Here is an 11,232-nt window from a genome sequence, read left to right as displayed (position 1 = left end):
GCCGCAGGACCTGCAAATGTATTTCATCAGGCCCTGCGGGTGTGCCTGTTTTGCGGCCGCTGCGCGCCCGATCGCGACACAAGGCCGCTCCTACAGGGATTCGTGCCGGCATTGAGGGAGTATTGCGCTATCTGGCATTCGCATTAGGTATTGCCATGTCTAGCGGTGCATTGGCCGTGGACCTGACCCACCACGAACAAGCCGGCAAGCGCCTCTACCGCGAGGGGGTCTCCAGCAGCGATGCGCAATTGCAGGCCCGGGTCGGCGCCAGCGACATCCGCGTGCCCGCCAGCGTGCTGCCCTGCGCCAGCTGCCACGGCAATGACGGCAGTGGTCGCGCCGAAGGCGGAGTACGCCCACCCAACCTGGACTGGCAACGCCTGGCACAAGGCCAGGACGCACGCGAAGCCAATGGCCGCAGCTACCCGGCGTATACCGAGCGCAGCCTGGCCCGGGCCATCCAGCATGGCGTAGACCCGGCGGGCAATCGGCTGGACCCGGCCATGCCACGCTTCGAACTGACCATGGCCGACCAGCGCAACCTTACCGCCTACCTGAAACGCCTGGCCGAGGAACGCGACCCCGGCATAGAGGAGGGCGTACTGCGCCTGGGCACCTTGCTGCCGACGTCCGGCCCGCTGGCCGACGCCGGGCAGGTGGTACGTGCGGTGCTGGAAGACGGGGTGGCGCAACTCAACCAGCAAGGCGGCATTCATGGGCGGCACCTGGAGCTGGTTGTGCTGGACCCTGGGTTCGACCCGGCCAGCGCCGAGCAGGCCTTGCAGCAGTTGCTGGAGCAAGAGCGCGTGTTCGCGCTGATTTCGCCTTTGGCACCGATGCTCGACCCGCGGCTGACAACCTTGCTGGCGCCACAGAATGTACCCCTGATTGGCCGTACCCCGCGCAGCGGCGGCAGCGCACAGATCTTCGACCCGCTGCCCGGCTTACCTACGCAATTGCTGAGCCTGGCGGGCCACGCCCGTGCAGGGTTGGGCCTGGCTCCGGGCGACTTGCGCGTGGTGTACGCCGGCAACGACCAGGCAGAGGCGGCCGAGCAGGTACGTGAACGCCTGTTGCAGGAGGGCTGGGCGCCGCCCGCCATCGAGGCCTTCGACGGCCAGGCAGTGGACGGGCAGGGCATCGTCTTCCTTGGCCGCGCCCAGGCATTTGTCGAGCTGGCGACGGCGCTGCAAGCCGCGGGCCGCCAGCCCTACCTGTTCGCCGCGTCCAGCCAGGTGGCCGGCGCCGTGGCGCGGTTGCCCGAGCAATGGTCGCAACGGGTGTTTCTGGCTTACCCCTATGTCCCCGAAGACTGGACCGAGCAGGGCCTGGCCACCCTCGCCGGGGTACAGCAGCGCCAGGGCCTGGACCCTCGCCAGGCGTCGTTGCAGGTCAATACCTTGTGCGCCCTGCGCCTGCTGAGCGAAGCGCTGAAACAGATTGGCCGTGATGCCAGCCGTGAACAACTGATTGGCGCACTGGAAGGCTTGCACGATGTGTCTACCGGCCTGACCCCGGCGCTGGGCTTTGGCCCCGGTCGCCGCCAGGGCATGGCCGGTGCCCATGTGGTGGCAGTGGCCCTGCCCGGGCCGCGTTTCACCGCAGTTACCCCTTACCGGCCGGTGCCGGACAGCCTTTGAGTGGAGGTTGCCATGCGTATTGTGTTGCTGTGCCTGTTGCTGGTAATGGCCAAGGCGAGCTGGGCCGATGTACCTGCTGCGCGGGTCAATGGCGTGGAGATCGGGTTGACGCGCCTGGAGCGCTATTTCAGCGAATACCTGGCCGCCCAGGGCCGCGCGGTAACCAGCATCCGCAACCCGGGGCTGTACAAGCGCCTGCGCGATCAGGCGCTGAATGAGCTGATCGACAAGGAGCTGCTGTGGCAGGAGGCGCGGCGACAAGGCATCGCCATCAGCGACGCGCAGGTGTCGGCGCATGTCGGCGAGGTAGAAGCTGCGTTCGGCAGCCCGGCAATTTTCGAACGGCGTCTGGCAGAGGCGGGCTTTGACAGGGCACAGTACACTGAGTACACCCGGCAAGACATGGCGGCCCAGCAGGTGTATGCCCAGCTCAGCGCAGTCGACGCGCCGAGCCCGGCCGAAGTGCAAGCATTCTATGATGCCAACCGAGAAACACTGCAGGGAGCGCAGAACCAAAGTGATAACCCTTCGGTCATACACGAACAGGGCCTGGTCTTGGCCAGGGCCGCGCTCATCGGTGAGCGCGAGGCGCAAGCGCGCACGTCCGTGCGCCAACGTTTGCGCAATTCCGCTAAAGTGGAGATCGCTGACTGAAGCCCCTGATGGCGTTTCCCCCAATGCTGGGGAATTAGGGTTTGGCAATGTGCCATCAGTTTCCCCGGTTGTGGGGAAGCGGGCGGGTGTGCCTGCCCGCCGTGTTTTGGGTGCTGGCCGGCACCTTTTGCGAATCAATGACTTACAGCGGTGCAACATGACTATTCACGCCTGGCACGAAGCCTGCTCAAGCCTGTACAAGGGCGCACTTCGCAGACCGGGTAACCGGGCAGTTCTTGGGAGTCGACCTTGGTGAACAGAGTATTGGTAGTCGATGACGAACAGACCCTTGCGCAGAACCTGCAAGCGTACCTGCAGGCGCAAGGCCTGGAAGTTCATGTTGCCCACGACGGTGCTAGTGGTATCGAACAGGCTGAGCGCCTGGCGCCACAAGTGATCGTGCTGGATTACCGCTTGCCCGACATGGAAGGGTTTCAGGTTCTGGAGGCCGTACGCAAGAACAGGCAATGCCACTTCATGCTGATCACCGCCCACCCCACCGTCGAGGTGCGTGAGCGGGCCGCCGAGCTGGGTGTGAGCCATGTCCTGTTCAAGCCGTTCCCATTGGTGGAACTGGCCCGTGCGATCTTCGACCTGATGGGCATCGAGCGCCGGCGCAGGGCCACGGACAACCCGGCAGAAGGGTTCGTCGAACGACGCCAGAACAGGAACGAATCGTTCCCCCTGCAGTTGTACGATGGAAGCTGGGTGTTGGCTGAGCGCCGCCGTAATGGCGCCATGCCGCCAGGGCCCGACGACGATCAACTGCTCACAGGGGAATAGCGGCGCCCGCACCCCTGGCTGAGCCAGCCTGCGACGCGCCCCCTGAGCGGAGTCGCAGGCCATGCCAGCAGCATTCGATGCACCAGTCTCTGCCTACCCCCGCGACCTGCTGGCCCAGGCCCGTCTGCAAGCCAGCGACGAGCGCCTGCTCAACTGCCTCGAACGCCTTGCTTGCGACAACCCCGACACCTTCACCCGTCGCCTGGGCCTGACCCTGCATTACCCGGTGCTGGACAGCCACACCCTGCTGGCCAGCAGCCCACGCTTTGACAAGGTAAGCCTCGCCGCGTGCCTGAAGCGCGAATTCGTGCTGATCGAGCAGGGCGGCCAGCTGTTGGGCGTGTTCGCCGACCCCTTCGACCCCGCCCGCCTGGCCTGGATCGACGATGTGCTGCAAGGCGCGCCGCTGTACCTGGCCCACGCCGCCGAACTGGCCACCTTCCTGGCCCGCCACGAAGAAAGCTTCCACGCCGTCGATGCCCTTGACCACGACGCCGAGGCCAGCAGCGAAGGCGACCCGCTGCAACGCCTGTCGCTGGCCAGCATCAGCGAAGACCAGAGCCGCGTGGTCAAGCTGGTCAACTCCACCCTGTACGACGCCCTCAAGCTGCACGCCAGCGACATACACCTGGGCATGACCGGCCAGGGCCTGACCATCAAGTACCGCATCGATGGTGTGCTCAACGGTGCCGGCAAGGCCAGTGGCAGTGCCTTTGCCGACCAGGTGATCTCGCGCATCAAGGTCATGGCCGAGCTCGACATCGGCGAAAAACGCGTGCCCCAGGACGGCCGCTTCAAGGTTGCCGTGGGCGATCGGCAAATCGATTTCCGGGTATCGATCATGCCCAGCATCTTTGGCGAAGACGCCGTGCTGCGGGTGCTCGACAAGCAGGACTTGTCCGACCGGGTCAGCGGCGTGCAACTGCAGGCCCTGGGCTTTGCCGACGAAACCCTGCGCGCGCTGCGCCGGCTGGCTGCCGAACCCTACGGCATGATCCTGGTCACCGGCCCCACCGGCAGCGGCAAGACCACCACCCTGTACGCCATGATCAGCGAAATCAACCATGGCGTAGACAAGATCATCACCATCGAAGACCCGGTCGAGTACCAACTGCCCGGCGTGTTGCAGATCCCGGTCAACGAGAAGAAGGGCCTGACCTTCGCCCGCGGCCTGCGCTCCATCTTGCGCCACGACCCGGACAAGATCCTGGTGGGCGAAATCCGCGACCCGGACACCGCGCAAATTGCCGTGCAGTCGGCGCTCACCGGCCACCTGGTGTTCACCACCATCCACGCCAACAACGTGTTCGACGTGATCGGCCGCTTCAGCCAGATGCAGGTCGACCCCTACAGCTTCGTTTCTGCACTGAACGCGGTGCTGGCCCAGCGCCTGATCCGCCTGGCCTGCACGCATTGCTCCAGCCCCTGCGAAGTGGATGACGACACCCTGTATGGCTCGGGCCTGAGCCGTGAAGGCGTGGCCGGCTGGAAGTTCGTGCGCGTGCAGGGCTGCGGCCAGTGCCGTGGCAGTGGCTTTCGCGGGCGCATCGCAATCGCGGAACTGCTGCACCTGGACGACGACCTGCGGCAGATGATCGTCGAGCGCCGCCCCCTGTCGCAAATCAAGACACTCGCCTGCCAGCGCGGCCTGCGCCTGCTGCGGGCTTCGGCGCTGGACCTGGTCCGCGATGGCCGCACCACACTTGAGGAGATCAACCGTGTCACATTCATCTGATCGTTTCTGTGCCGTGGTCGGCGCCGAGGGTGTCGGCTTGGGTTGCTGGCATAAACACCAGCACCAGTGGCTGGGCAGCCGCGAGTTCAGTTGCGACGCCGCCCAGCCAGCCTGGGAAGCCGCCGTCGACGCGCTGGCCGGGCTGCTAGCCGAGCATGCTGTACGTGGCGCCCAGTTGCGGGTGCTGTTGTCGGCCCGCTACAGCCGCTTCTGCCTGGTGCCCTGGAGTGATGCCATCGGCCACCCGCGCGAGCTGGACGCCTATGCCCGGGCCTGCTTCGAAAACCTTTACGGGCAGCCGCTGGACGACTGGCGCATCGTGCTGTCGCCCGAGCCTGCCGGTGCCGCCCGCATCGCCACGGCGCTGCCCGAAGCCCTGCTGCAACGGTTGCAGGGGTTGGGCCGGGAAAGCCGCCTGAGCCTGCGCTCGGTGCAGCCTTACCTGATGGCTGCCTATAACCGCTGCTCGCCGCAGCTGGAGCAGGGCGACTTCCTGTTCGTGCTGGCCGAGCCGCGCCGCAGCGTGCTGCTACTGGCCGCCGGTGGCGCCTGGCAGCAAGTGCTGGCGCAAGGCTGCGCCGACAGCGACCAGGCCCTGCAAGCGTTGATCGAGCGCACCTGCGAGCTGTATGGCGAGCACCTGCCACGGGTGTACCTGCACGCCCCGGGCCGGGGCGACGTGCCGCAACTGGCGGCGGTGCAGCTGTGCCAGCCGGCCAGCGAAGCCGACCCCCTGTGCGCCATGTGGCGGGCGGTGGCCTGACATGCGCCGCCTCGAACTGGAATTCCAACCCCGGCGCAGCGGCCCACTGGCCTGGTCGCTGCTGGCCCTGGGCAGCGCCATGGTCGCCGGCCTGGTACTGCTGCAACAAGATTTGCAGACCGAACAGGTAGACCTTGAGGCCAGCGTGCACAGCCTGGAGCTGCAACTGGGCCGCCGCCCGGCCACGGTGGCCCCGCAAAGCACTGCTGCCAGCCGTGAGCAGGCCGAGCGGCTGGCCCAGATGCGCAGCGTGTCGCAACAACTGCAACGCCCCTGGCAGCAGCTGTTCGCCATGCTCGAAGCCTTGCCGCAGGACGATGTCGCGCTGCTCGGCCTGACCCCGGACGCGCGCAAAGGCCAGGTCCGTATCGCCGCGGAGGCACGCAACCTGGAAGCGATGCTGCAGTATCACCAGCGCCTGGAGGCCAGCGATGAGCTCAGCGATGTATCGCTGCTAAACCATGAGGTGTTGGCCGCGCAGCCCGAGCACCCGGTGCGCTTCACCCTCACCGCCACCTGGGAGACTGGCCATGCGCGCCCTTGAATCGCTGAACAGCCTGATCCTCCAGGAACGCCTGCGCCGCGTCGGCCCGGTCGGCCTGGCCGCTGTCGCCGTGGGCTTGCTGGCGCTGGGCGTGGTGTGCGCCGGGGTGCTGCCGCAGTGGCAGAGCGTGCGTGAACTGCGCGCCACCGAAGCGGACGCCAGCGTACAGGTTGGGCGGGTCAAGCGTGGCGAGGTGAAGATCGCCGTCAAGCCCGAGCAGCAGGCCCTCGACAGCCTGCGCCAGCAACTGCCGGGGCAGCCCCAGGCCAGCGAGCTGATCGAGCGCCTGTACCACCTGGCCAGTGCCGAGCACATCAGCCTGGCGCGCGGTGAGTACGCCTTGGGCGTCGATCCCAAGACCCAGCTGGCGCGCTACCAGATCGTACTGCCGGTGCGCGGCAGCTACCCGCAGATTCGCGCCTTTATCAAAGGCCTGCTCAAGCAGCTGCCGACCTTGGTGCTGGAAGACCTCGAGCTGCAACGCAAACGCATTGGCGACAGCGAGCTCAATGCCCGCCTGCGCATGACCCTTTACCTGTCGAGGTCATGATGAACACTCAACGTGCAGTCATCTGGGCCGGTTTCCTCGGCGTGAGCGCAGTCCTCGCCTGGGCACCAGGGCACTGGTTCGGCCAGGAAGACAGCGTCGCAGCCTTCGCGGGCAAGTCGGATCGCCGCACCGCCGCTCCCACAGGAGTTGTGCGCAACGCCGAACCTGTGGGAGCGGCTTTAGCCGCGAAAGGGCCGGAACAGGCCTCCAGAGATCTGTTCCCAACCCAGCAATGGACCAAACCCCAAGCCCTGGCCACCGTCACCGAACAACCCGTGGCTGTCGCGCCCATCGTGGCCGCAGCGCCGACCGCCCCGGAGCTGCCGTTCCAGTTCATCGGCCGCATGGGCAACGACGACGACCTGCAGATCTTCCTGCAGAGCGGCGAAAAACTCTACGTCGTGCGCCAGGGCGACGTCATCGAAGACACGTATCGCCTCGATCGGGTATCGGCCAGCGAGCTGAGCCTGGTCTACCTGCCTTTGCACCAGTCGCAGACCTTGTCTGTCGGGAGCGCACCATGAAGTCGTCAAAGCTGTGCAAGCCTGCTCCGTTCCTGCTTGTGGCGTTGTGCGTGGCCATTGCCGGCTGCGGCTCCAGCGCGGTACGCAAGGACAGCGACCAGCTGATGAAGGAGGGCCAGTACGAAGCCGGTATCGCCCGGCTGGAAGAAGCCCTGCGCGATGACCCGCGTGATACCGAGCTGAATATCGCCCTGGCCCACAGCCGCCAGGCCGCCGTGGAGGCACTGCTGACCCAGGCCGACGCCGACCGCATTCGCCACGACTTTGCCAACGCTCGCATGGGCTATGGCCGGGTGCTGACCTTGGAGCCGAACAACCGCCGCGCCCAGGAAGGTACGCGCCAGCTGGAACTGATCCGTACCCTCGACGAGCGCGTGGCCCTGGGCCAGGCAGCGTTGCGCCAGGGCGACCTGTTCGGCGCCGAGCGTTACATGCGCGAAGTGCTGCGCCTGGACCCGCAAAACCAGAAGGGCATGGCCCTGCGCAGCGACATCGAGAATGTTCAGGCGCGCACCGCGCAACCCTTCCCGCAGCTGCGCAGCAAGCTGGACCGGCCGGTCACCCTGGAGTTTCGCGATGCCAACCTGAAGACCATTTTCGAGGTGCTGTCCCAGGTCGCCGGTATCAATTTCATCTTCGACAAAGACATGCGCCCGGACATGAAAGCCACCATCTTCGTGCGTGAAGTGCGCATAGAGGACGCCGTGGCGCTGCTACTGGAGCAGAACCAGCTGCGCCAGAAGATCGTCAACGACAACACCCTGATGGTGTACCCCGACTCGCCGCAGAAGACCAAGGACTACCAGGAACTGGTCATGCGCACCTTCTACCTGACCAGCATCGACGCCAACACCGCGCTGAACATGGTCAAGACCATGCTCAAGACCCGCGACGTGTTCGTCGACGAGCGCCTCAACACCCTGACCATGCGCGACACCCCCGATGCCGTGCGCATGGCCGAGAAGCTGCTGCAGTCGCAAGACCAGTCCAACCCCGAGGTGGTACTGGAGGTGGAGGTGATGGAGGTGGCTACTTCGCGCATCCTCGACCTTGGCCTGCAATGGCCCAACACCTTTGGCGTGCTGACGTCCGACGGCAAGTCGGTGAGCGTGCTCGACCAATTGCGTGGCATCGATTCCAGCCGCATCAGCATCTCGCCGGCCCCGCAGGCGAAGATCAATGCCCAGGACAAGGACATCAATACCCTGGCCAGCCCGGTGATCCGCGTCAGCAACCGTGAGCAGGCGCGCATTCACATCGGCCAGCGAGTGCCGATCATCAGCGCCACTTCGGTGCCGTCCACCCAGGGCCCGGTAATCACTGAAAGCGTTACCTACCTGGACGTGGGTCTCAAGCTTGAAGTGCAACCCACCGTGCACCTGAACAACGAAGTGGCGATCAAGGTGGCCCTGGAAGTCAGCAACGCCACCCCGCTGGAGGCTACGCGCCAGGGCACCATCCCGGTCCAGGTCGACACCCGCAATGCCCAGACCACCCTGCGCCTGCACGATGGTGAAACCCAGGTACTGGCCGGCCTGGTGCGCAACGACCACAACGCCAGCGGCAACAAAATCCCGGGGCTGGGTGATATCCCTGGCCTGGGCCGGCTGTTCGGCAGCAACAAGGACGACATGAGCAAGTCCGAGCTGGTGCTGGCGATTACCCCGCGCATCGTGCGCAACCTGCCGTACCAGAGCCCGTCGGACATGGAGTTCTCCACCGGCACCGAGTCGGCCATGCAGGTGCGCCAGATGGCACCACTGCCGCCAATGGACGTGCCCGGCAACGCGCCGGCTACCGACGCACCGGTCGTGGACAGCCAGATGGCAGTGGCCCCGGTCAACGGGAGCTCACGGCCATGAAAGCCCGGCGCCGCATGCAGGGCTTCAGCCTGATCGAAGTGGTGCTGACCCTGGCACTGCTCGGGCTGCTGGCCAGCATGGCCGCGCCACTGACCGAAACCGTGGTGCGCCGCGGCAAGGAACAGCAACTGCGCGAGGCGCTGTACCAGATTCGTGATGCCATCGACGCCTACAAGCGGGCCTTCGACGCGGGCTACATCGAGAAGCGCCTGGACGCCAGCGGCTATCCGCCGAACCTGCCGGTGCTGGTGGACGGCGTGCGCGATGTGCGCAGTGCCAAGGGCGCCAAGTTCTACTTCCTGCGGCGCATCCCGCATGACCCGCTGGTGGCGGCCAAGGATGAAGACGAAGGCGGCTGGGGCCTGCGCGCCTATGACAGCAGCCCCGACAACCCGCGCGAAGGCGAAGACGTGTTCGACGTGTATTCCAGGGCCCGTGGCAAAGGCCTCAACAGCATCCCTTACGGGCAATGGTGACAGCCATGAAACGCAGCAAAGGCTTCACCCTGATCGAACTGCTGGTGGTCATGGCGATCATCGCCACGCTGATGACCATCGCCATGCCGCGCTACTTCAACAGCCTGGAAAGCTCCCGCGAAGCCACCCTGCGCCAAAGCCTGGCGGTGCTGCGCGAGTCGCTGGACCACTACTACGGCGACACCGGTCACTACCCGGACTCGCTGGAGCAGTTGGTTGAGCAACGTTACCTGCGCAACACCCCGGTTGACCCGATTACCGAGCGCAGCGATGCCTGGCAGCTGGTGCCACCGCCCGAGGGCGTGGCCGGCGGCGTGGCGGATATCAAGAGCGGTGCCACAGGGAGGGCGCGTGATGGCAGCCTCTTCGCTGAATGGTAAGGCCGAGCGCGGCTTCACCTACCTGGGCGTGCTGCTGCTGATTGCGGTCAGCAGTGTGGCCCTGGCCGCCACCGGCACGATCTGGGCCAGCGCCGCCCAGCGCGACCGCGAGCGCCAGCTTATGTGGGTGGGCAGCCAGTACGCCCAAGCCTTGCGCAGCTACTACCGTGCCTCGCCGGGCCTGGCCCAGTACCCGCAGGAGCTGGCCGACCTGCTGCAGGACAACCGCTTTCCAAAGGCCAAGCGGCACATTCGCAGGCTGTACCCCGACCCCCTCACCAACAGCGACGAGTGGGGCCTCCTGCGCTCGATCGACGGCCGCATCACCGGCGTGCACAGCCGCTCGGACGACACCCCGTTCAAGCGCAGTGGCTTCAGCGCCGAATGGAGCGGTTTCGAAGGGCTGGAACACTACAGCGACTGGCAGTTCGTTGCCGAGCAAGCGTTTACCGAAAGTGCAGGCGCCGTGCAGACGCATGCAGGCCCGGGAGATACGCCATGAGCCGCCTGGTTGCGTTGTACCTGTGCCTGCTGCTGATGGCAGGAGCGACCACCTCGGCCAAGGCGGGTGTTGAGGACGAGATGCAGGGTTTTATCGTCGATAACACGATTTCGCACATCGGCCACGACTTTTACTACTACTTCGCCGACCGCCTGCGCGCCACCAGCCGCCTGGACTTCAACCTGGTGGTACGCGAACGCCCGGATGCCCGCTGGGGCAGCCTGGTCACCGTGGAGTTCGAGCGTGAGGTGATGTACCGCCGCTTCCTGCCACCAAACACCACCGAGCTCAAAGACGAGGCCGTGGCAGCCGCCGACCTGGTCAAGCAGCAAATCATTCAACGCAAGCTGCAACGCCTGCTACAGGACACCACCGACTTGGAGAGGGACGAGCTATGAACCACCGCATTCCACGTTGCATTGCCGCCTGCCTGCTGGCCAGCGCTTGTGCTGCCCAGGCCACCGAGCTGGTGTACACCCCGGTCAACCCGGCCTTTGGCGGCAACCCGTTGAACGGCACCTGGCTGTTGAACAATGCCCAGGCGCAGAACGACTACGACGACCCCGACCTCAAGGACCGTGCCTCGGCCTTTACCGGCACCACGGCCCTGGAGCGCTTCAGCAACCAGCTGGAGTCGCGGATGTTGTCGCAGTTGCTGGACAACATCAGCAACGGCAGCACCGGCAGCATGGCGACCGATGCGTTTCTCATCGACGTCATCGACGATTCCGGGGCCTTGAGCATCAAGGTCACCGATCGTGCCACAGGAGAGATTTCGATCATTGAGGTCAGCGGCCTGAACCCCTGAGAGGGAAAGGC

Annotated in this window: 14 protein-coding genes; all 14 read left to right on the top strand. The window is 65.6% G+C overall.

What is annotated here, in order from left to right; genetic code table 11:
• Positions 1 to 155 precede the first annotated feature (155 nt).
• The 14 genes from ABI582_RS06440 to ABI582_RS06375 all read left to right on the top strand — a co-directional run bounded on the left by ABI582_RS06440 (position 156) and on the right by ABI582_RS06375 (position 11,221).
• A complete protein-coding gene (locus ABI582_RS06440) occupies positions 156 to 1,640 on the top strand; it encodes a cytochrome c/ABC transporter substrate-binding protein (RefSeq protein WP_442118703.1) in 1,485 nt (494 codons plus the stop codon).
• A 12-nt stretch (positions 1,641 to 1,652) separates the two neighbouring features.
• Positions 1,653 to 2,294 (top strand): SurA N-terminal domain-containing protein, encoded by a 642-nt coding sequence (locus ABI582_RS06435; protein ID WP_442118702.1) that lies wholly within the window; start codon positions 1,653 to 1,655, stop codon positions 2,292 to 2,294.
• Positions 2,295 to 2,543: 249 nt separating this feature from the next.
• Positions 2,544 to 3,077, top strand: coding sequence for a response regulator (locus ABI582_RS06430; RefSeq protein ID WP_442118701.1), 534 nt, complete (start codon positions 2,544 to 2,546; stop codon positions 3,075 to 3,077).
• Positions 3,078 to 3,138: 61 nt separating this feature from the next.
• Positions 3,139 to 4,812, top strand: a complete 1,674-nt coding sequence (locus ABI582_RS06425) for a GspE/PulE family protein (protein ID WP_442118700.1) — start codon at positions 3,139 to 3,141, stop codon at positions 4,810 to 4,812.
• On the top strand, positions 4,796 to 5,575 hold the full coding sequence (locus ABI582_RS06420) for a hypothetical protein (RefSeq protein ID WP_442118699.1): 780 nt from the start codon (positions 4,796 to 4,798) through the stop codon (positions 5,573 to 5,575). The genes ABI582_RS06425 and ABI582_RS06420 overlap by 17 nt, the downstream gene beginning before the upstream one ends.
• A 1-nt stretch (position 5,576) precedes the next feature.
• Positions 5,577 to 6,119, top strand: a complete 543-nt coding sequence (locus ABI582_RS06415; RefSeq protein WP_442118698.1) for a pilus assembly protein — start codon at positions 5,577 to 5,579, stop codon at positions 6,117 to 6,119.
• Positions 6,106 to 6,669, top strand: coding sequence for a type 4a pilus biogenesis protein PilO (gene pilO / locus ABI582_RS06410; protein ID WP_442118697.1), 564 nt, complete (start codon positions 6,106 to 6,108; stop codon positions 6,667 to 6,669). The genes ABI582_RS06415 and pilO overlap by 14 nt, the downstream gene beginning before the upstream one ends.
• Positions 6,669 to 7,193, top strand: coding sequence for a hypothetical protein (locus ABI582_RS06405; RefSeq protein WP_442118696.1), 525 nt, complete (start codon positions 6,669 to 6,671; stop codon positions 7,191 to 7,193). The genes pilO and ABI582_RS06405 overlap by 1 nt, the downstream gene beginning before the upstream one ends.
• The gene (locus ABI582_RS06400; RefSeq protein WP_442118695.1) at positions 7,190 to 9,055 is read left to right on the top strand and encodes a secretin N-terminal domain-containing protein; all 1,866 of its coding nucleotides are present in this window, start codon (positions 7,190 to 7,192) and stop codon (positions 9,053 to 9,055) included. The genes ABI582_RS06405 and ABI582_RS06400 overlap by 4 nt, the downstream gene beginning before the upstream one ends.
• Positions 9,052 to 9,531, top strand: a complete 480-nt coding sequence (locus ABI582_RS06395) for a type II secretion system protein (RefSeq protein ID WP_442118694.1) — start codon at positions 9,052 to 9,054, stop codon at positions 9,529 to 9,531. The genes ABI582_RS06400 and ABI582_RS06395 overlap by 4 nt, the downstream gene beginning before the upstream one ends.
• 5 nt (positions 9,532 to 9,536) lie before the next feature.
• Positions 9,537 to 9,911, top strand: coding sequence for a type II secretion system protein (locus ABI582_RS06390; protein ID WP_012272103.1), 375 nt, complete (start codon positions 9,537 to 9,539; stop codon positions 9,909 to 9,911).
• Positions 9,886 to 10,413, top strand: coding sequence for a type II secretion system protein (locus ABI582_RS06385; RefSeq protein ID WP_442118693.1), 528 nt, complete (start codon positions 9,886 to 9,888; stop codon positions 10,411 to 10,413). Before ABI582_RS06390 ends, ABI582_RS06385 begins: the two co-directional genes overlap by 26 nt.
• The gene (gene csgE, locus ABI582_RS06380; protein ID WP_442118692.1) at positions 10,410 to 10,811 is read left to right on the top strand and encodes a curli production assembly/transport protein CsgE; all 402 of its coding nucleotides are present in this window, start codon (positions 10,410 to 10,412) and stop codon (positions 10,809 to 10,811) included. The genes ABI582_RS06385 and csgE overlap by 4 nt, the downstream gene beginning before the upstream one ends.
• Positions 10,808 to 11,221 (top strand): curli assembly protein CsgF, encoded by a 414-nt coding sequence (locus ABI582_RS06375; protein ID WP_016487339.1) that lies wholly within the window; start codon positions 10,808 to 10,810, stop codon positions 11,219 to 11,221. Before csgE ends, ABI582_RS06375 begins: the two co-directional genes overlap by 4 nt.
• The last annotated feature ends 11 nt before the right edge of the window (positions 11,222 to 11,232 follow it).

This window comes from Pseudomonas sp. SAS7 (assembly GCF_052112345.1).
In the GTDB taxonomy this organism is placed as follows: domain Bacteria; phylum Pseudomonadota; class Gammaproteobacteria; order Pseudomonadales; family Pseudomonadaceae; genus Aquipseudomonas; species Aquipseudomonas putida_Q.
Note: the sequence above shows the minus strand (reverse complement) of the source record. Positions and strands in the feature narration are given on the sequence as shown.

Coding starts and splice junctions, on each gene's coding strand:
- ABI582_RS06440 (WP_442118703.1), top strand. CDS start 156: ATGTCTAGCGGTGCATTGGCCGTGGACCTGACCCACCACGAACAAGCC.
- ABI582_RS06435 (WP_442118702.1), top strand. CDS start 1,653: ATGCGTATTGTGTTGCTGTGCCTGTTGCTGGTAATGGCCAAGGCGAGC.
- ABI582_RS06425 (WP_442118700.1), top strand. CDS start 3,139: ATGCCAGCAGCATTCGATGCACCAGTCTCTGCCTACCCCCGCGACCTG.
- ABI582_RS06415 (WP_442118698.1), top strand. CDS start 5,577: ATGCGCCGCCTCGAACTGGAATTCCAACCCCGGCGCAGCGGCCCACTG.
- pilO (WP_442118697.1), top strand. CDS start 6,106: ATGCGCGCCCTTGAATCGCTGAACAGCCTGATCCTCCAGGAACGCCTG.
- ABI582_RS06405 (WP_442118696.1), top strand. CDS start 6,669: ATGAACACTCAACGTGCAGTCATCTGGGCCGGTTTCCTCGGCGTGAGC.
- ABI582_RS06400 (WP_442118695.1), top strand. CDS start 7,190: ATGAAGTCGTCAAAGCTGTGCAAGCCTGCTCCGTTCCTGCTTGTGGCG.
- ABI582_RS06395 (WP_442118694.1), top strand. CDS start 9,052: ATGAAAGCCCGGCGCCGCATGCAGGGCTTCAGCCTGATCGAAGTGGTG.
- ABI582_RS06390 (WP_012272103.1), top strand. CDS start 9,537: ATGAAACGCAGCAAAGGCTTCACCCTGATCGAACTGCTGGTGGTCATG.
- ABI582_RS06385 (WP_442118693.1), top strand. CDS start 9,886: ATGGCAGCCTCTTCGCTGAATGGTAAGGCCGAGCGCGGCTTCACCTAC.
- csgE (WP_442118692.1), top strand. CDS start 10,410: ATGAGCCGCCTGGTTGCGTTGTACCTGTGCCTGCTGCTGATGGCAGGA.
- ABI582_RS06375 (WP_016487339.1), top strand. CDS start 10,808: ATGAACCACCGCATTCCACGTTGCATTGCCGCCTGCCTGCTGGCCAGC.